Consider the following 19,756-nt stretch of genomic DNA (forward strand, 5'->3'; position numbering starts at 1 on the left):
GACGACAAGGAACGAACGAATGAGCATGACCCCCGAACAGGCCGCGTGGTTCCGCGACACCTTCACGCGTCTCGTCGACAACGTCGATCAGGCGCTCCTCGGCAAGCGCGAGGTCGTCGGCCTCGTGCTCTCGGCGATGCTGGCTGAAGGCCATGTGCTGCTCGAGGACGCTCCCGGAACGGGAAAGACCAGCCTCGCCAAGGCGATCGCCGCGTCGGTGCAGGGCACGAGCACGCGCATCCAGTTCACGCCCGACCTGCTGCCCTCCGACGTCACGGGGGTCACGATCTACGATCAGCAGAACCACCGGTTCGAGTTCCACCGCGGACCGGTCTTCTCCTCGATCGTGCTGGCCGACGAGATCAACCGTGCCTCGCCCAAGACGCAGTCGGCGCTGCTGGAGGTCATGGAGGAGTCGCGCGTCACGGTGGACGGCGTGGCCCACGAGGTGGGTCGACCGTTCCTCGTGATCGCGACGCAGAACCCCATCGAGCAGTCGGGAACGTACAAGCTGCCCGAAGCGCAGCTCGACCGCTTCATGCTGAAGACCTCGATCGGCTACCCGACGCTCGCCGTCACCGAGCGGATCCTCGCGGGGGCGGTCGACCGCAACCCGTCGGCATCCCTCGGCGCCATCATCACCACGAGCGCGGTCGCCGACATGGCCGACCTTGCCGCCACCGTGCACGTCGACCCCGTGGTCGCGCGGTATGCCGCGCAGCTCGTCGAGCACACGCGCGCGTCGGAGGCGACCCGCCTCGGCGTCTCGGTGCGCGGAGCGATCTCGATGATGCGCGTCGCCAAGGTCTACGCGGCCGCGCAGGGTCGCCACTTCGTGGTGCCCGACGACGTGAAGACCCTCGCCGTGCCGGTATGGGCGCACCGCCTCGTGCTCGACCCCGAGGCGGAGTTCTCCGGAACGACCGCCGAGAGCGTCGTCCAGCGGGCGGTCTCCGCCGTGGAGGCCCCCCTGGCGCGGGCCGCCAGCTGATGTCGCCGGCACCGGACACTCTCACCCCGTCGCGCCGCGCGCGCCGACGGGGCGACGTCTCCGGCGCGCCCGCGGATGCCACCACGCCCGCCGCCCAGACCCCGCCGACGCCGGATGCCGGGGGTGATCCTGACGGCGGCGACGCGCCTCTCGTCGCCCCGCGTGAGGCGACCGCGGCCGAGCGTCGCCGGGAGCGCATCGAGGCGGTGCGCCGCCGCGTCGTCCGCGTGCTGCGGGCGATCGGCGACGTGGTGCAGCCGCTCGGGTGGGTGCTGATCGCGACCGCCGTGCTCGTGTGGTGGCTGGCCTTCGCCTACGGCTGGCGCGAGTTCCTCGTCATCGCTGCCGTGATCACGGTGACGCTGATCATCAGCCTCGGCTTCCTCTTCGGCCGCACGACGTACGAGATCGGGCTCGACCTCACGCGCACCCGCGTCGTCGTGGGCGAGCGCGCCGTCGGCGGGCTCATGCTCGCCAACCGCACGCCGCGGACGCTCCTTCCCTCCGAGGTCATCCTGCCCGTCGGCGCCGGCCGCGGGGTCTTCCAGGTGCCGCGCCTCGCTCCCGACGAGGAGCACGAAGAGGTCTTCGCGATTCCGACGACGACACGCGGCGTGCTCTCGGTCGGACCCGTCAGCGTCCGCCGCGGCGACCCGCTGGGCCTGTTCGAGCGCGCGCACGACCGCCGCCAGGCCGTCGACCTGTACGTCCACCCGCAGACCACGGCGCTGGACGGCCTGTCACTCGGGCACCTCCGTGACCTGGAAGGTCTGCCGGTGCAGCACCTCGCGCGCGACGACGTGTCCTTCCACGCGCTGCGGGAGTACCAGCCCGGCGACGACCTGCGCCACGTGCACTGGAAGTCGACGGCCCGGGTCGGTGAGGTGATGGTGCGCCAGTACGAGGAGACGCGCCGCTCGCACTTCGTGGTGGGCCTGTCCACGCTTCCCGACGAGTATCGCGAGGCGGCGGAGTTCGAGCTCGCCATCTCGGTCGCCGGCTCCATCGGTCTGCGCGCCCTGCGGGACTCGCGCGTTCTCGACGCCCGCACCCAGCAGGGGCCGCTGCGCTCGCTCAGCTCCCGTCGCTTCCTCGACGAGCTCTCGATGCTCGGGCACTCGCGCGCCCGGCTCGGCGGCATCGTCGCCCTCGCCGGCGGCATCGCCGCCCACGCACCGGATGCCGCGGTCGTCGTGCTCGTCACCGGATCGCGCACCGACGCGGCCGAGCTCCGCCTCGCGTGCTCGCGATTGCCGCTCGGCGTGCGCGCGCTCGCGGTCGTCGCCGACACCCGGATGGATGCGCCGGCGCTTCAGCGCATCGGCGAGGCCGATGTCGTCACCGTCGGCGCGCTCGACCAGCTGCCCCGCGCCGTGCGGAAGGTGCTCTCGTGAGCGCGCGTCTGCGGCTGCCGCGTCGGCTCCCGCGCTCCACCGCGCGTGCGGAGACGACGCGCGAGCCGCGCGTTCTCGTTCTCGATCTGACCGCCGCCGCGCTGCTGCTCGCCGTGTCGATCATCGGGTTCGCCCCCACCTTCGACTCGCCGCAGTACCTCGTCGCCGCCATCGGCGGTCTCGCTCTCGGGCTGGCGCTCGCGTGGGCGGGGGCGCGGTGGCGCCTCGGCGTGCTGAGCCTGGCCGGCGCGACGATCGGCGCCTACGTCGTGTTCGGCGGAGCGCTCGCGCTGCCGCACACGACGCTGCTCGGCGTCATCCCGACGCTCGAGACCTTGCAGCAGCTCGCCCTCGGAACGATCACGTCATGGAAGCAGCTGCTGACCACGGTGCCGCCGGTCGCGGCATCCGATGGTCATCTCGTGGTCCCCTTCATCCTCACCCTCGTCGGCGGAGTCCTCACCGGGTCGCTCGCACTCCGGGCGCGCCACGGCGCCTGGGCTCTGCTGCCCGCGCTCGCGGTGCTGATCGCGACGATCCTGCTGGGTGTCGCGCAGCCTGCGGCCCCGCTCGTCCAGGGCATCGTCTTCGCCGTCGCCGGCACCGTCTGGCTCGCGCTGCGCCGCGCGTGGGACCATGATCGTGCCGCCGTGCGCATCGAGTCGGCAGGAGTCTCGGATGCCGCGGCGGTGCACAGTTCGCGCACGCGCCGACTCGTCGCGGGGGGCATCGTGCTGGCGGTCGCCTCGGCGGCGGGAATCGCCACCGCCGCCGTCGCCACGCCGCCGCGGTACATCCTTCGCGACTTCATCGTTCCGCCGTTCGACATCACCGACTACCCGAGCCCGCTGCAGTCGTTCCGCGGCTACGTGCGCGACGACGCCGACAAGACCCTGTTCACCGTGACGGGACTGCCCAAGGACGGCCGCGTGCGCCTGGCGACGATGGACACCTACGACGGCATCGTCTACAACGTGTCCGACGACGGAGCGGGCTCTTCCAGCGCGTTCACGCCGATCCGCTCGAACATGTCGCCCGGTGCGACCGGCACGGCGGCGACGCTGCGCATCGAGATCGGCGACCTGAGCGGAGTGTGGGTGCCCGATGTGGGCGCCGTCCGCGACTTCACGTTCGACGGCCCGAGGGCATCGGAGCTCGCCCGCACGACGCACTTCAACGACGCCACCGGCACCGCCGTCGCCCCCGCGGGGCTTGCGACGGGCGATGCGTACACGATCGACACCCTCATCCCCGATCTGCCGAGCGACACGGCGCTGGCCGACGTGCCGTTCGCGGCGCTGAAGATGCCGAAGCAGACGGGCATTCCGGAGAAGATCGCCGACATCGCCTCCAAGGCGACAGCCAGCGCGGACACCCCGATCGAGCGGGCGCGAGCCCTGGAGAGCTACCTGCACACGCAGGGCTTCTTCAGCCACGGTCTGGGCGACGGCGTCGTCTCGCTGTCGGGCCACGGCGCCAACCGCATCACGTCGCTCTTCGGCGGTGACCAGATGGTCGGCGACGACGAGCAGTACGCCGTCGCGATGGCCCTCATGGCGACGCAGCTGGGCATGCCGGCGCGCGTCGTGATGGGGTGGCACGCCGACGAGAAGCACCCGCAGGACGGGCCGACGCTCACCGCCACCGGCGGCAACCTGCACGCGTGGGTGGAGATCGCCTTCCAGGGCTATGGCTGGGTTCCGTTCGATCCCACCCCCGACGAGGACAACAAGCCCAACGACCAGTCGACCAAGCCGAAGGCCAACCCGAAGCCGCAGGTGCTCCAGCCGCCGCCGCCCGCCCAGCAGCCCGCCGACCTGCCGCCGGCGATCGCGGAGAACCGCGACCAGGACGAGGAGCAGGCCGCAGACCTCAGCTGGCTCGGACCCGTGCTGCTGTACGGCGGCCTCACCCTCGGCATCCTGCTGCTGCTGGCGGCGCCGTTCATCGTGATGGGCGTGATCAAGGGCGTGCGCCGTGCGCGCCGACGCAACGCCGAGCGCACCGCGGACCGCATCTCGGGAGGCTGGGACGAACTGGTCGATTCGGCCGTCGACCTACGGGCTCCGGTGGCGATCGGGGCGACCCGTGCCGAGAGCGCGCTCGTCGTCGGCTCGACTTTCGACGACCCGCGCGTTACGCAGCTCGCCACCCGCGCCGACGTGGATGTCTTCGGTCCGGGCGACCCGGCACCGGAGGATGTCGACGCGTTCTGGCGCGAGGTCGATGAGATCGTCGGCCAGATGCGCGGATCGACGACCGTCTGGCAGCGCCTTCGCGCACGGTTGAGTGTGCGGTCGCTGCGCCGCAGCGGCTGGTCGTGGCACGCCGTCGGCCAGGCGATCGCCGGCACCGGTCGCGCCGTCGTCGCTCGTGTGCGCCGCGGCATCCGCCCTCGTGGAACGGAGTCCTCCGATGACTGATCTGGATCTCGTGCGGCGCCCGGCACAGGTGGGCCGGCGGGTGGGTGCCTACCTGATCGACGCGGCGATCGGAATGGTCGTCCTGCTGATCGCGGTGGGCGTGTTCGCCGGTATCTCCTTCGGCACCGGAGGGGCACTGCCCCTGCCGCTGGCCGTGGCCCTGGCGTACGTGATCGGTCTCGGTTGGTTCGTCGTCTACACCCTGATGCAGGCCGGCGCCGGCTCGCTCGGTATGCGCGCGCTCGGGCTGCGACTCGTGCGGGAGGGCGGGGCGGTCGATGCGTCGGCCCCGGCATCGCGCCTCGGCTTCGGCCGCGCGCTCGGCCGCAACCTCGTCTGGGCGTTGGGCGGCGCGATCGTCGTCGGGTACTTCTCCCCGCTCTTCGACTCGTCGCCGTGGCACCGGGGATGGCACGACCGCGCCGTGGGGGCCGTCATGACCGATGTCGCCGGCCGCTCGCCCGTGCCGTCGCCCGCAGCCGATTCCGGCGCGGATGCCGCGCCCACCTCGCCCGCGTCGGCTCTGGCGCCGACGGTGCTGCCGGCCGCCCCGATCCTGCCGGTGGGGCAGGCGCCCGAACTCGGCGGCTGGTCGCCCGCCGAGCCTCCCGCGCCGGTGCGGAGCACTCCGCTCGCGAGCGGCGTCATCTCCTTCGTCCCCGGGGTGAGCGACGCCGACCGACTCGATCAGCCCGCGCCCGCGCCCGCACCCGGCCTGCCGACGGTGGAGGTGTCCGACGCGCCGCCGCCGGTCTCCGGCGCGCCGGCCGCCGATCGCGGGCCCGTATCCGGTGCCGGCGTGGTCATCGAGAGCATCGATGAGACACGGATCTCCACCGGCGAACGTCCCTTCGCGCGCCTCGTGTGGGACGACGGAACGCGGCAGGCGCTCTACGGCCGCACGCTCTTCGGCCGTAATCCCGCCCCCGAGACGGGCGCGATGGTCTCACCCGTGCGCGATGAGACCCTGTCGCTGTCGAAGACGCATTTCGAACTGATCCCCGACGATGATCGCGCCGTGTGGGTGGTCGACCGGCACTCCACCAACGGTGTCGCGGTGCGCCGCGGCGACGACCTGCTCCCGCTGGAGCCGGGGGAGCGCACTCGGGTCCAGGCGGGTGACGTGCTCGTGTTCGGCGACCGGCAGGTGAGCGTCGAGGTGACCTCGTGATCGACGCCACGCCGGCGGAGCCCCCGATCGTCGTCCGCGTCGGCGCGGCGTCGCACACGGGTCTTCGCCGCCGCGTCAACGAAGACGCGTACCTCGCTCAGGCTCCCCTCTTCCTCGTCGCCGACGGGATGGGCGGGCATGACGCGGGAGACCGCGCCAGCGCTGCCGTCGTGGCCGAGTTCGCCCACCTGGTCGGTGGTCCGAGCCTCGCCATCGACCAGGTGCGCGCGGCGCTTCGTCGTGCGCGCTCGCGCGTCGAGGCGATCGCCAGCGACGGACGTGCGGCGGGCACGACACTGTCGGGCGTCGTCGTCGCCGACGTCGGCGGGGTCGGATACTGGCTGACCGTCAACGTCGGCGATTCCCGCACGTACCGCTTCGCGCAGGGCGTGCTCGAGCAGATCAGCGTCGACCACTCGGTCGTGCAGGAGCTCCTCGACGCCGGCGTGCTGTCGGGAGCCGATGCCGCCACCGACAGTCGCCGCAACGAGATCACGCGGGCGATCGGGGCGGGAAGCGAAGGCCAGGCCGACTACTGGATGGTGCCGGCCGAGCCGGGCGATCGCATCCTGGTCTGCTCCGACGGGCTGTCCGGCGAGGTGCCGGCCGATCGGCTGCGTGACATCCTCGCCGAGGAGAGCGATCCCGAAGCCGCGGCGACGCGACTGATCCATGAGGCGCTGCTGCACGGCGGACGCGACAACGTCACCGCGGTGGTCGTGGATGCCGTCCACGTCGCCGGCTACGACGACGTGTACGACACGGCCCCCGCGGGGGCGCGCCAGGCGGAGGCGGACGGCGACACCCGACCGCGCGCGGGCACGAGAGGTGATGTGTGATGACGGATGCGATGACGAAGACGCGGATCGACTATCGGCCGGCGGCGACGGACGACGCGTGGTGGCTCGCGGTCGACGGCGATGCCGTCGTGCTGCTGTCTCCGGCGGTGTCGGCGGCCACGGCCACCGGCGTGTGGCGCGGGCTGGGCACGGGGGGCATCGGCGCCGTCCTCGAGGCGCTCACGAGCGCGTTCGGCACGTCGCTCACGGCGATCCCGCCGTTCGCCCTCGCGATCGCCGAGGCCGGCGGCGTGCGCGTGGCCGTGCGCGGTGACGTCGAGGTCGTCGTCGAGGGCCAGCACCCCGAGGCGGTGTCGGGCGCGGGCGTGGCGACGTGGACCGAGCGTTTCGTGCCGGGGGCCGTGTGCGTGAGCGTCGCCCCTCACGCGGGCGCGCCGGCGCCGGCCGCGGACCTGCCGCTGCGGTCCGGAGTGGTGCGCACCGATCTCGTCGAGATCGACCTCGCCGTCGTGTCCGCGGCGTCCGCTTCTCCTGTTCCTCCTGCAGCTTCCGCTCCGGCCGTGGCCGTCGCCGTGGCCCCGGCCACCGGGCCGTCGGTTGCCGAGGATGCGTCGGATGCCGAGGAGCAATCGGGCATCGCCACCTCCTCGGCATCCGCCATCTCCTCGGCATCCGTCATAGATTCGGTGCCGCCAGGGCTGTTCGGCGGCGCCCCCGTACCGCAGCCCGCGCCGGACGCCGAACCGCAGCCGGCGGCGCCGGCTGCCGACACCTCGGCCGACACGCTGATCCCCGAGGCGACCGCCGCCGAGGAGGTCGCCGCCCCCGTCGACGAGTACGACCTGCTCTGGGGCGAGACCGTGGCCCGTCCGGTGTCCGCCGCTGCGATCGCCGCCGTCGACCCCGAGGCGGAGTCAGCGGCCGAAGCGTCCCCCGCGGCGCCCGCCGCGAACAACGCGACCTCCGCCGGCGACGGCGATGATCTCGGCGACCACGACGGGGCGACGATCGCCGTCGCCGAGATGCGAGCCCTTCGTGCCGAGCGACCCGCGTTCGATTCGACCGACAACGTGCCCGCGCGTCGGCCGGCGCGCGGACGCATCCGGCTGTCGACCGGACGTGTCGTCGAGCTCGAGCGTCCGGTGATCATCGGTCGTCGCCCGAAATCGACGCGCACCACCGGAGCCGACCTGCCGACCCTGGTCGCGGTGGACAGCCCCGATCAGGACATCTCCCGCAGCCACGTCGAGATCCGCGCCGAGGGCGAGCACGTGCTCGTCACCGACCTCGACACGACCAACGGCACCGTGCTGCTGCGCGGCGGCAGCGAACCGGTGCGGTTGCACCCGAACGAGCCGACGATGGTCGTCACCGGTGACGTCCTCGATCTCGGCGATGACGTGACCGTGACCTTCGAGGACCTCCCGTGAGCGCCGCCAAGCGTCCGCCGGCACCGCCGCCCGCCCTGCCCGGATTCACCTACGTCGACGTGCTCGGCTCGGGTGGGTTCGCGGACGTCTATCTCTATGAGCAGCAGCTTCCCCGCCGCCGCGTCGCGGTGAAGGTCATGCTGCCCGACCGCTTGGCCTCGGGCTCGGCCGAGCAGTTCACCGCCGAGGCGAACGTCATGGCCCTGCTGTCGACGCACCCGGCGATCGTGACGATCTACCAGGCCGGCGTGTCCGACGACGGCCGGCCCTACCTGGTCATGGAGTACTGCTCGCGGCCCAACCTGCAGGTGCGCTCCCGTACGGCGGCGTTCTCCGTCGCCGAGGCGCTGCGGGTGGGTGTGCAGGTCGCGGCCGCCGTCGAGACCGCGCATCGCGCCGGCATCCTGCATCGCGACATCAAGCCGGCCAACATCCTCGTCACCGAGTACAACCGGCCCGCGCTCACCGACTTCGGCATCGCGACGACGGCGGAGTCGGAGGAGTCGTCGGGAGGCATGTCGATTCCGTGGTCGCCGCCGGAGGCGTTCAGTGATGCACCGGCATCCGGCGTCGCCACCGACGTCTATGCGCTGGGCGCGACCGTCTACACGCTGCTGGCCGGGCGCTCGCCGTTCGAGCAGCCCGGCGGCCGTAACGGCGGCGCCGATCTCATCCAGCGCATCGAGTCGCAGCCGGTGCCGCCGCTGACGCGGGCCGACGCCCCTGCCTCGCTGCAACTGGTGCTCGAGCGCGCGATGGCCAAGCGTCCGGGCGATCGGTACGAATCCGCCCTCGCCTTCGCCCGTGCCCTGCAGCGCGTGCAGATCGAGCTCGCCCATTCGGTCACCCCGATCGACATCCTCGACGATGCCCCGCACGAGGATGCCGAGGACGACGCCGACGGTGAGCTCACCCGGGTCCGCGGCATCGTGAGCATCGAGCCGAACACGAACCCGGCCGCCGGCCCCACGCGCCGCCGTGACAGGGACAACCCGTGGGCGCCCGAGACGACGGGCACGCTGCCGGCGGCATCCACCGTCGCGGCGGCCCCGGCCGACACGGCCGAGCCGACGCTGCTGCGCGGACCCGTCTCGATCGCCCCGCAGGTCGACATCGACACCTCGTCGACCATCCGCCGCCCTGCCACGGGTGCACCGCTGCCCGCGCACACGCTCGATCCCACGGACGCACGCACGGCGACCGCCCCGGAGACCGCTGCCGGTGCGGACGAGACGGCGACCCCCCGGTCTCGCCGCGGTCTGTGGATCGGTCTGGGCATCGCCGCGGCCGTCGTCGTTGTGGGAGCCGTCGCCGTCGGCGCGAGCCTGTTGACGCCCGCCGTCGAGCCGCAGGCGTCTCCGACGCCGTCGACGACCGCGGTCGCGCAGGATCCGTTCGAAGACGTCGTGCCTGCCGTGACGCAGCTCGCCGGCCGGATCGAGGGCGGCAACGTCGTCTTCACCTGGACGAACCCCGACCCGAAGGACGGCGACGGCTACCTCTGGTACGCGTACACGCTGGCCGGCAACGGCGACGTCCGCAAGGTCACCGAGCCCACGGTGTCCGTTCCCGTGGATGCCGGTGGCACCACCTGCGTCGCGGTCACTCTTGTCCGCAAGAGCGGCGTGGCGGGCACCGAGATGCGGAAGTGCGTCCCATGACCGACATTCACGACACGGTTCCGCCCCTCGACGAGGCCGCAGCGGATGCTGCGAGCAGCGACATCACGGTGGAGTTCGCGGGCGAGTACATCACGGTGCCGTCGGGCACACGGTTCACGATCGGCCGGGAGGGCGATCTCGCGATCGACGACAACCGGTTCCTGCACCGCCACTTCCTCTCGATCGAGCAGTCCGCCGGGCTGTGGTGGCTGGTCAACATCGGTTCGCGCCTGTCGGCCACCGTCACCGACACGGAGGGGCGGGTGCAGGCCCAACTCGCCCCGGGCGCCCGCCTGCCGATCGTGTTCGGAGTGACCACGGTCGTCTTCAGCGCCGGTCCCACCACCTACGAGCTGTCCGTGCACACGGCGCAGCCGGCTTTCCGCGAGACGGCGGCCGAGAGCGTCCTCGACGGGGAGTCGACGATCGGCGCCGTTCCCCTGACACCGAGCCAGAAGCTGTTGATCCTCGCTCTGGCCGAGCCGGTGCTGCGGCGCGAGGGCACCGGGATGAGCGAGCTGCCCAGTTCGGCCGCTGCCGCGCAGCGCCTGGGCTGGAGCATCACCCGCTTCAATCGCAAGCTCGACAACGTCTGCGACAAGCTCGACCGTCAGGGCGTGCCGGGCCTGCGCGGCGGCGTGACCAGTTCGGCCACGAACCGCCGCGTGCGCCTGGTGGAGCACGCCGTCGCCTCGCGACTGGTGGTGCGAGAGGACCTCGCCATGCTGGACGACCCCGCCGCGTTCGATCGCGACGCCGCCGATGACGCACCGCGCAGGAAGGAACAGGGATGAAGCTGCGCACCACGCTGGTCCGCCCCGGAGGCGAGCCGGAAGATCTCGTCATCAACGCCGATGCCGATGCGACCGTCGGCGACCTCGCACGCACCATCGCCGAGCTCGATCCGCGCGGCGGCGGGGCGGCGGCGGGCGACGAGGTGACGCTCGAGGCGTTCGGCACGATCGCTCCGGGCCCGGGAGAGGTGCTGGATGCCGCGGCATCCGTGTCGCACGTCCAGCTGGGTGCGGGCTCGGCCGTGCGCATCGTGCCGACTGGCTATCAGCCGCCGCAGAAACTCGGCGACGTCGAGATCGCCTCGGGTGCCGGCGCCGGCACCACGATCCCGCTGCAGCGCGGGGTGGTCATCATCGGACGAGACCCCCAGTGCGACATCGTGCTCGACGATCCGCTGGTCTCCAAGCGGCACGCGCGGCTGGAGGTCGGGCAGGGCCGGGCCGAACTCGTCGACCTGAACTCCGCCAACGGCATCCTCGTCGACGGGGCGCCGGTCACCTACCTGACGGCCGCCGACGGCCAGATCGACGCCGTGCTGGGCGACACGCGCCTGCGCATCACGGCGGCTCCCGCCGACGCCACGGCGGCGCCCTCCACGTGGCGGCAGGTGCCGTTCGTGCGCTCGCCGCGGGTGGAGGCGCGCTACCTCGGCGAGGAGCTGCCCGGCACCGACCTGCCGGCACCGCCCGCGCCGCAGATGTTCCCGTGGCTCGCGATGATCGCTCCGGTGATCATGGGCGTCGTGCTCTTCTTCGTCATGAAGAATCCGATGGCGCTCGTGTTCGTCGCGGCGTCGCCCCTCCTCATGCTCGGCACCTGGCTGACGACGCGCCTGCAGGGCCGCGCGCAGCTGCAGCGCGACAAAGACCGCTTCGAGCAGCAGCTCACCCGCCTGTCCACCCGCCTCGAGCAGGAGCGCGAGACCGAGCGCCGCGTCCGCCGCGGCGAGGTGCCCGAGCTCGATCCCATCTGCGCCGACGCGCTCGCCGCCGGGCCTCTGGTGTGGACGCGCCGGCCCGAGCACTGGTCGTTCCTGCACGTCCGTCTCGGCGACGGCACCGCCCCGAGCCGCAACTCCGTCGCCGAGTCGACGAAGCGCGACGCGGCGATCCCGTCGTACGTCGACCGCCTCGACGAGGTCGTCGACGCGTTCCGCGAGGTCGACGACGTGCCGATCCTCGAGTCGCTGGCCGAGGCCGGCGCGATCGGCATCGCCGGCTCGACGGCGCGCGTCGGTGACACGGCGCGGGCGCTGCTGGCCCAGACGGCGGGGCTGCACGCGCCGTCCGACGTCCACATCGTCGCCTTCGTCGGCCCGGCCACCCGTGCGGCGCTTGCCGACCTCAAGTGGCTGCCGCACACGTGGGCCGCCGAGGACGCCCTCGGCACGGCCCCCATCGCCGACAACGCGGCGACCGCCTCGCGCCTGCTGGCCGAGCTGGAGGAGTTGGTCGACACCCGCACGAAGCAGCTGCGGCGTCTGCGGGCGCTCAAGGCGACGGATGCCGCGACCGCCGCCGGCGCCGAGGTCGGCGAGTCGCGGGGGCGCGAGGAAGAGATGCCGCTTCCGGCATACGTCGTGATCATCACGCCCGACGCGCCCGTCGACCGGGGTCGGCTCATCCAGCTGAGTGAGCGTGCCGCCGGCAGCGGTGTCATCCCGGTGTGGGCGACCTCGCGCGTGTCCGACCTGCCCGCCGCCTGCCGCACGTGGGTCGAGCTTCCCGCCGACGGGGAGGCGAGCGCCAACTTCGTGCGCCTCGGCACCGTCATCGCCCCCCTGCGTGTCGAGGCGTTGGATGCCGCGCGCTTCGGCGTCGTGGCCCGGGCCCTGGCCCGCATCACCGACATCGGCGATGTCGCGGAGGACGCCGGGGACGTGCCGCGCACCATCCCCCTGCTACAGCTGTTGGGGTCGGACATGGCGACCAGCGCCGACGCCGTCATCGACCGGTGGACGCAGAATGCGTCGATCCGTGCGACGCGCTCCGGCGCCGGCTACCAGCCCAAGCTTCGTGCCCTCGTCGGACAGGGCGCGCAGGGCGCTCTGCACCTCGATCTGCGCCAGCAGGGTCCGCACGCGCTCGTCGGCGGCACGACCGGCTCGGGCAAGAGCGAGTTCCTGCAGGCCTGGGTGCTCGGCATGGCCGCCGAGTACAGCCCCGAGCGCGTGACGTTCCTCTTCGTCGACTACAAGGGCGGCTCGGCCTTCGCCGACTGCGTCAGCCTCCCGCACTGCGTGGGCCTCGTGACCGACCTCAGCCCGCATCTCGTCCGTCGGGCGCTGACGAGCCTCCGCGCCGAACTGCACCACCGCGAGCACCTGTTCAACCGGAAGAAGGCGAAAGACCTCCTCGAGCTCGAGAAGGCCGCCGACCCCGACGCTCCCCCCGCACTCGTCCTCGTCATCGACGAGTTCGCCGCACTCGCCAAGGAGGTGCCCGAGTTCGTCGACGGCGTCGTCGACATCGCCCAGCGCGGGCGCTCGCTCGGCATCCACCTCATCATGGCGACGCAGCGCCCCGCCGGTGTCATCAAGGACAACCTGCGTGCCAACACCAACCTCCGCGTCGCGCTGCGCATGGCCGACGAGACCGACTCCGACGACGTCATCGGGTCGAAGGAGGCCGCCCTGTTCGATCCCGGCATCCCCGGTCGCGGCATCGCCAAGACCGGTCCCGGTCGCATGAACCTCTTCCAGTCGGCCTACTCGGGAGGCTGGAGCCTCCGGGCCGAAGCCGAACCCGCCGTCGAGGTGCGCCCGTTCCTGCTCGGCGACGCGCCGGCGTGGGAGAAGCCCGCCGTCGAGGCGCCTGCCGAGACCGAAGACCTCGGCCCCAACGATCAGCAGCTGCTCGTGGCGCGCTTCGGCGACGCCGCGCAGCTGGCCCGCATCGCGCCGCCCCGTCGGCCGTGGCTCGACGAGCTGGCCACCACTTTCGACCAGACCAAGCTGCACCAGCGCACCGACGCCCGGCTGGTGCTCGGCGTCGTGGACGTGCCCGAGCGGCAGGACCAGGTGCCGTTCTTCTTCGAACCCGACACCGAGGGCCACCTCGCGATCTTCGGCACCGGCGGCTCCGGAAAGTCGGTGACCCTGCGCACGCTCGCCGTGTCGGCCGGGATCACCCCGCGCGGCGGTCCCGTCCACGTCTACGGGCTGGACGCCGCGACCGGGGGCCTGCGCATGCTCGAGTCGCTGCCGCACGTGGGTGCCGTCATCTCCGGCGACGACACGGAACGCATCGATCGCCTGTTCGCCACGCTCCGCAGCGAGCTCGACCGTCGCGGTGACGCGTATGCCGCGGCAGGTGCCTCCACCCTGACCGAGTACCGCGCCCTCGCGGGTCGCCCCGACGAGCCGCGCATCTTGCTGCTCATCGACGGGTTCCCCGCGTTCCGCACCGCGTTCGAGGGTGTGTCCGGGCGCGCGGAGGCCTACCGCGCGTTCCAGCAGGTGCTCACCGACGGTCGCGGCCTCGGCATCCACGTGGCCCTCACCGCCGACCGCGGCCAGAGCGTGCCCACCTCTCTTCAGGCGATGATCCAACGCCGCATCGTGCTGCGGATGGCCGACGAAGACGGCTATGCACTCCTCGGGATGCCGCGTGACATCCTCGGCGTCGACGCAGCGCCCGGTCGGGCCATCGTCGACGACCACGAGGCGCAGATCGCCGTCATCGGGGGCACCTCCAGCACGAAGGACCAGTCGCTGGCGATCGATCGGATGGCCGAGGTGATGATCCGCCGCGGCACGGTCGCTGCGCCCGCGATCCGCGCGCTGCCCACCGAGTACACGGCCGATGAGCTGCCGCCCGCGACGCCGACGGGGGTGGCCATCGGGCTGTCCGATCTCGACCTCGGTCCGTTCGGCATCGACGCCCACGGCACGTTCATCGTCGCCGGCTCGCCCGGCGCGGGCCGTTCGACCGCCGCCGCCGCGATCGCGCGGCAGACGCTGCGCGCGCGGCCCGACACGCCCGCGTTCTACATCGGCGACCGTCGATCGCCCGTGCAGGACGTCGTCGCGTGGACCGCGACCGCCGAGTCTCCCTCGGCGGCCATGGCGGTGCTCGGCGCCGTCGATGAGGCGGCCGACCGCGCCCAGGCGGGCGGACCCGTGCCGCTGGTCGTGCTGGAGGGCATCGGAGAGTTCGCCACGTCGATCATCGAGATGAACCTCTCCACGCTCGTCAAACGCGCCGGTCGCGGTGAGGTGTTCTTCGTCGTGGTCGGGGAGATGAGCGAGTGGACGACGAATTTCGGGCTGCTCGGCGAGATCAAGGCGGCGCGGCGCGGCGTCGTGCTGCAGCCGGAGACGATCGACGGCGAGGTCGTTCTCAAGACGCCGTTCCCCCGGTTGGTGCGGGGCGAGCTCCCGGTGGGACGCGGAATCCTGGCTCATCGCGGCAAGACCGTGCGCATCCAGTTCCCGCTGGTGGTCGGGGACGTCCCGGTCGGCGTCGAGTCGGGTACCCTCGCCTCCTCGGGGGCGCAGACATGACCGCGGTGGGCCGGGCGCGCGGGCGCTCATGGGGAGTTCTCCCCATGGTCACCGGCCGCGACGCCGCCTATCTTCGAAACAACAAGACCTCCCGGCACACCGGCCGGGCCAGATGAAAGGGGCCCTCATGGCCAATCTGAATGTCACCTACGACCAGATGAACTCGGCCGCCTCGCGCCTGCGTGACGGACAGAACGAGCTCGAGGCGAACCTGCAGCGCCTGCGTCAGCTCGTCGCTCAGCTCGTCCAGGACGGCTTCACCACGAGCCGCGCCTCGGGCGCCTTCGACGCCTCCTACACCGAGTTCACGACCGGTGCGACCAAGACGGTCCAGGGCATCGAGGGCATGGCCTCGTTCCTCGAGAAGGCCGCTCAGGCCCTGCAGTCCACCGACGAGCAGCTCGCCAGCCAGCTCGGTCAGTGATCGGGAACCTGCGGGGCGCTCGCGCGCCCCGCAGGTTCACGAGGCCTTCCACCTCGCGCCGGTGCGCCGAGTGTGCAGGTGGAGGGCCTCGCGAACCTTGGGGGATGACGATGACAGATGTGCAGCTCGACTTCGACGCCCTGCGCGCCGCGCGCGTGCGCGTCGATGAGGCGCTCTCGACATTCGGGTCGGCCGGAACGGTCGGGGACGACCTTGCCGTCCTCACCGGCGAGGATCGTCTTGCCGGCAAGGTCCGAGACTTCGCCGACAACTGGGACTACAACCGGGGAAAGCTCACCGAGAAGCTGCAGTTCCTGCGCGACAGCATCGATGCGATCGTCGACAGCATGACCGAGGTTGACGACGAACTCGCGCGGCAGGCGCAAGAGGCCGCGCCCGAGACGCAGACCGACGGCGAGGGGGAGGGCTGATGAGCGCCATCTCGGTTGAGTTCGAGGATGTCCTTCTCGGTAACCCCGACCAGCTCGACCCCCGCGCGGCCGACCTCGTCACGGCGGCGGCAGCGATCGAGCAGGCGGCGCAGTCGCTCCGAGGACTCATCGACGGGCAGATCTCGCAGTCCACGGATGCCCTGGCCCGTACCGCGACGGAGGTCGCGCGATCGCTCAACAAGGCCCGCACGAGATACCGCAACACCGGGGAGGCCCTGCAGACCTACGCCGCGGATCTGCGCCCCATCCAGAAGGACGCCCGCGCGGCGATCGCCACGGCGGAATACTACGACCAGAGGTCGGCGACGTTACCGAACGACATCTCACGGCGCGAGGGCGACCTGCTGCGCGCCGAGGCCGTCGACGCGCCGCAACATCAGATCGACGAGATCGAGAACGATCTGCGGCGCCTGCGTCAGTCCGAGTCGAACGCCTACGCCCAGCTGCAGGATGCCCGGCAGCAGCTCTCCTCCGCTCGTGACCGCCTGCGCGCGATCGCCGACGCCGCGATCGCCAAGATCGAAACGGCCATCGAGGGCGACAGCGATTCGGCGTACGACAACTGGAACCAGTTCTGGGAGGGCGCTGCCAAGTGGATCGGCGACTGGGCCGCCAACGTGCTGAAGGGCGTGCTCGAGTTCCTCGGCCAGCTGTTGGCGGTTCTGGTGGCGATCGTCGTGATCCTCGTCGCGATCGTCATCGTGGTCGCCCTGCTCGCAGCGATCGCTGCCGTGATCGGCTGGATCGCCCTCGCGGTGCTCGCGGTACTGATCGTCGGCTCCCTCCTGCTTCTGTTCACCCTGCGCGACGGCAGCTCTTCGCGCCAGCCTCGACACGTGGACGATGCGTCCAAGACCTTCGACCGGTCGCCGGCCGCCCCCGACGCCCACGGTGAAGCCCCGGCCGACTACGGAGACCTGTTCGAGGATGTCGGGAGGCAGGACGTTCGCGGTGGGCAGGACTCGACGCACATCCGGGTGGTCGCGATCATGCAGGACGGAAAGGTCGTGGCCTGGCGGGTGCAGCTGCCGAGCACCCAGAACTGGAGCCCCTTCAACGAGCACGGAGGACTCAATGACCTCTCCACCGATGCGATGCTCGCCCTGAATCCCTCCGTGCATACGCAGTACGAACGCGCGGTGTACGACGCGATGCGCCGGGCGGGTGTGTTCGACAGCGATGCACCCATCATGCTCACGGGGTGGAGCCTCGGTGGGATGATGGCCGGCGACATCGCCACCGATCCGGCCCTCGACGGGCGCGTGCAGTCCGTGGTGACGGCCGGGTCGGCCATCGACAAGTATGCCGACGCGATCGATCCGTCGGTGCGCGTCACACAGGTCAACAACGTCTGGGATCCGGTGCACCACCTGGAGCTCGTCGGGTACGGTCGTGACGACGTTCCCGGGCCGAACTGGCAGACCTTCCATCCCGTCGACCCGCGGATACACGACTCGACGATGTACGGTGAGCTCGCGGACGACGTGGTCCCCGACGTGCGCCCCGGAGACGAGATCTTCTTCGCCGGCAACGCGGTCGGAACCACGGAGCACGTGCACGAAGAGGTCTACGTGCGCGGGTGAACGCAGCGGCAGAGAGGTGACGAGAGATGTCCAGGAATCGACTCTGGCACGCGATGGCTGCCACCGCAGTCCTCGCGCTGATTCTGACGGGATGTTCGGGAATGAATGAAAAGGATGTGTCCGACCGGCTCGGCCGCGAGGCTGGTCTCAACGGTGCGCTCGTGGAAGTGCAGCACCCCGGTCTGCCCACCAACGAGAAGATCGTGGTGTGGATGTTCGTCGACGACACGAGCGCTCCGGCCGTTGCCGACGACGTCACCCGCGTCGCGCGCGTGGCAGCCAACGACCCGGACTTGGCAGGAAAGGACCTCACCCTCGCCGCTGTCGAGGGCTCGCCGGCCGACCATACCGACCGCGTCGTGCTGGGATCGTCGGGAGTTCCCGTCATGGCGGCGGTCGCGGAGACCGTGGGTGGTCGAGGGGCCGAGGAGTTCCTCGAGCTCAGCGCCGCTGATGTTCGCCGGCTCGCCGGTCGGCAATGAGTGAAAGCGTCGGCCCACAGCTGCGTTTCCGCCTGCCGGGGGAGTGGATCTCGGTGGACCCGCGAGACGAAGACGCGGCTCGCGATCACAATGCGTCGCTCGCCCGGGAGATCGTCGGGCCCGCGGACGATGCGCCGCTGCTCCGTCGCCGTATCCAGTCCGGATTGGACGATGCGGCTGCCGCAGCGCGCGAGGCCTCGGCACGCCTGTTGCTGATCTGCCGCGAGATCGCGCCGGGCGTGCCAACTCCTGTCGCCATCACGGTCCACACCCCGATCACGATCACGCCTGCCGTGGGAACGGCTCCCGAGTCGGTGATGCGCGCTTTCGAGCTGAGCCTGCCCCACACCCGCGAGCCCGATCTGGAGACGGCGACACGAATGGATGCCGCCGGCTCGGCGGTGCTGCGTCTGCACGCCGTGAGCACGCAGGTGATCGAGGAGGACGGGCAGTCGGCCGTGCAGCGACGTCTGGTCGCGCGCTACTGGTACACCGTTCCGAACAGCAAACAAGTCGCGCTGGTGAACATGTCGACGCCGCTCGGTGACATCCCGCACGCGATGCTGCGCTTCTTCGACGCGATCGTCGCCGCATCGTCGTGGGGCGCGGCTGACGCGGCCTGACGCTCAGCTGCGGTAGTGGCCCAGCACCTTCACGATGATGCCGCGGCGCCGCAGCTCGGCGATGGCGTGCGTCTCCTCGTCGACCGTGCGACCGAGGGCATGCTTGTCGGCGACGACGACGACGTCGCCCGACACGAGACGGCCGAAGAGGCGGTTGAGGCGCTCGGCCCAACTCTCCCCGGTCTCGGGGGCGGGATGACGGAAGCCCTCGATCGGCACCCCGAAGTCTGCGAGGGCGTCACGCTGCGCGATCACCGACGGCAGATCGTCGCGCGCGACGACGAGTCCCACGAGGCGTGAGCCGGCGGGACGAGCAGCCCACCAGTCCGTGCCGGACACCACGACCGGCACGGCCGACGTCACGGCGGGCAGGGCGACCGACTCGGCGTAGTCGGCGGGGGCGCGCGGGTCGTCCGGCTGACCGGTGCTCACGGCATCCATTGTGTCCTACCGCGCCGACACGCGAGCCGATCCGGTTCAGTCGTCGGGGTCGCGTCGCAGCTGGATGCTGAGCTGGTCGGCGTCGAGCTGCGCGAGAGCGTGTCGGAGCGTTGCGGAGGAGTACGACCCCTCGCTCGACACGTCGACGAGACGCTCGCGCATGGCCTCGATCAGAGAGATCCGCAGGTCGATGACACTCGCGGTGCTGATCTCGGGCGCCTCGATCGGAGGGCTGCTCATGCGCTCGGCGAGCTTGGAGAGCACCTCGGGCGGAAACGGCTGGCCCGAGGAATCGGCGAGCCCGGGTGTGCGCAGGTGCGCCAGCGCGGCCTCCCGCAGCTCGTCGGCGAGACGCTCGGCCTCCTCGCTGCTACTGCCGTCGCCGGCGGCCGACGGAATGCGCAGCATGCGGATCACCCACGGCAGACTGAGGCCCTGGACCATCAGACTCACGAGCGCGACGACGAAAGCGATGAGGATCAGGAGCTCGCGGGCGGGTGTCGTCTCCGGGTCGAGCGTCTGCGCGGCGGCGAGGGTGACGACGCCCCGCATCCCGGCCCAGACGATGACGACGCCCTCCTT

Annotated in this window: 16 protein-coding genes; 14 read left to right on the forward strand and 2 right to left on the reverse strand. The window is 71.6% G+C overall.

The genetic code is table 11. From position 1 onward, the window contains the following. Window positions 1-19 precede the first annotated feature (19 nt). From BGN98_RS00330 to BGN98_RS00395, 14 genes are all read left to right on the forward strand, one after another. Entirely contained in the window at window positions 20-991 is a 972-nt protein-coding gene (locus BGN98_RS00330; RefSeq protein ID WP_036284339.1) for an AAA family ATPase, read from the forward strand. After that, complete coding sequence (locus BGN98_RS00335; protein WP_036284340.1) at window positions 991-2,385, forward strand: DUF58 domain-containing protein; 1,395 nt, start codon at window positions 991-993, stop codon at window positions 2,383-2,385. The genes BGN98_RS00330 and BGN98_RS00335 overlap by 1 nt, the downstream gene beginning before the upstream one ends. Then, window positions 2,382-4,808, forward strand: a complete 2,427-nt coding sequence (locus BGN98_RS00340) for a transglutaminase TgpA family protein (RefSeq protein ID WP_288118673.1) — start codon at window positions 2,382-2,384, stop codon at window positions 4,806-4,808. Before BGN98_RS00335 ends, BGN98_RS00340 begins: the two co-directional genes overlap by 4 nt. Next, the gene (locus tag BGN98_RS00345) at window positions 4,801-5,979 is read left to right on the forward strand and encodes an RDD family protein (protein ID WP_036284344.1); all 1,179 of its coding nucleotides are present in this window, start codon (window positions 4,801-4,803) and stop codon (window positions 5,977-5,979) included. The genes BGN98_RS00340 and BGN98_RS00345 overlap by 8 nt, the downstream gene beginning before the upstream one ends. Continuing rightward, the gene (locus BGN98_RS00350) at window positions 5,976-6,818 is read left to right on the forward strand and encodes a PP2C family protein-serine/threonine phosphatase (RefSeq protein WP_036284346.1); all 843 of its coding nucleotides are present in this window, start codon (window positions 5,976-5,978) and stop codon (window positions 6,816-6,818) included. The genes BGN98_RS00345 and BGN98_RS00350 overlap by 4 nt, the downstream gene beginning before the upstream one ends. Continuing rightward, window positions 6,818-8,209: an FHA domain-containing protein gene (locus BGN98_RS00355; protein WP_036284348.1), complete on the forward strand. Its 1,392-nt coding sequence runs from the start codon at window positions 6,818-6,820 to the stop codon at window positions 8,207-8,209. Before BGN98_RS00350 ends, BGN98_RS00355 begins: the two co-directional genes overlap by 1 nt. After that, the gene (locus BGN98_RS00360) at window positions 8,206-9,870 is read left to right on the forward strand and encodes a serine/threonine-protein kinase (RefSeq protein ID WP_036284350.1); all 1,665 of its coding nucleotides are present in this window, start codon (window positions 8,206-8,208) and stop codon (window positions 9,868-9,870) included. Before BGN98_RS00355 ends, BGN98_RS00360 begins: the two co-directional genes overlap by 4 nt. Continuing rightward, on the forward strand, window positions 9,867-10,664 hold the full coding sequence (locus BGN98_RS00365; RefSeq protein ID WP_036284352.1) for an FHA domain-containing protein: 798 nt from the start codon (window positions 9,867-9,869) through the stop codon (window positions 10,662-10,664). The genes BGN98_RS00360 and BGN98_RS00365 overlap by 4 nt, the downstream gene beginning before the upstream one ends. Further along, entirely contained in the window at window positions 10,661-15,169 is a 4,509-nt protein-coding gene (locus tag BGN98_RS00370) for a type VII secretion EssC family protein (RefSeq protein ID WP_204946434.1), read from the forward strand. The genes BGN98_RS00365 and BGN98_RS00370 overlap by 4 nt, the downstream gene beginning before the upstream one ends. Window positions 15,170-15,296: 127 nt before the next feature. Continuing rightward, window positions 15,297-15,593, forward strand: coding sequence for a WXG100 family type VII secretion target (locus BGN98_RS00375; protein ID WP_005054492.1), 297 nt, complete (start codon window positions 15,297-15,299; stop codon window positions 15,591-15,593). A 104-nt stretch (window positions 15,594-15,697) separates the two neighbouring features. Beyond that, the gene (locus BGN98_RS00380; protein WP_051498702.1) at window positions 15,698-16,024 is read left to right on the forward strand and encodes a hypothetical protein; all 327 of its coding nucleotides are present in this window, start codon (window positions 15,698-15,700) and stop codon (window positions 16,022-16,024) included. Beyond that, a complete protein-coding gene (locus BGN98_RS00385; protein ID WP_036284357.1) occupies window positions 16,024-17,628 on the forward strand; it encodes a hypothetical protein in 1,605 nt (534 codons plus the stop codon). The genes BGN98_RS00380 and BGN98_RS00385 overlap by 1 nt, the downstream gene beginning before the upstream one ends. A gap of 53 nt (window positions 17,629-17,681) precedes the next feature. Further along, on the forward strand, window positions 17,682-18,110 hold the full coding sequence (locus BGN98_RS00390; protein WP_233449443.1) for a hypothetical protein: 429 nt from the start codon (window positions 17,682-17,684) through the stop codon (window positions 18,108-18,110). After that, window positions 18,107-18,733 (forward strand): hypothetical protein, encoded by a 627-nt coding sequence (locus BGN98_RS00395; RefSeq protein WP_036284362.1) that lies wholly within the window; start codon window positions 18,107-18,109, stop codon window positions 18,731-18,733. The genes BGN98_RS00390 and BGN98_RS00395 overlap by 4 nt, the downstream gene beginning before the upstream one ends. 3 nt (window positions 18,734-18,736) lie before the next feature. Here the strand turns inward: BGN98_RS00395 and BGN98_RS00400 are convergent, their stop codons facing one another. Beyond that, window positions 18,737-19,174, reverse strand: a complete 438-nt coding sequence (locus BGN98_RS00400; RefSeq protein ID WP_288118687.1) for a recombinase family protein — start codon at window positions 19,172-19,174, stop codon at window positions 18,737-18,739. Window positions 19,175-19,210: 36 nt separating this feature from the next. Then, window positions 19,211-19,756: cation:proton antiporter domain-containing protein (locus BGN98_RS00405; RefSeq protein WP_288118689.1), on the reverse strand; the 546-nt coding region annotated here is incomplete at its 5' end.

This window comes from Microbacterium sp. 69-7, from assembly GCF_001897985.1.
Classification (GTDB): Bacteria; Actinomycetota; Actinomycetes; order Actinomycetales; family Microbacteriaceae; genus Microbacterium; species Microbacterium laevaniformans.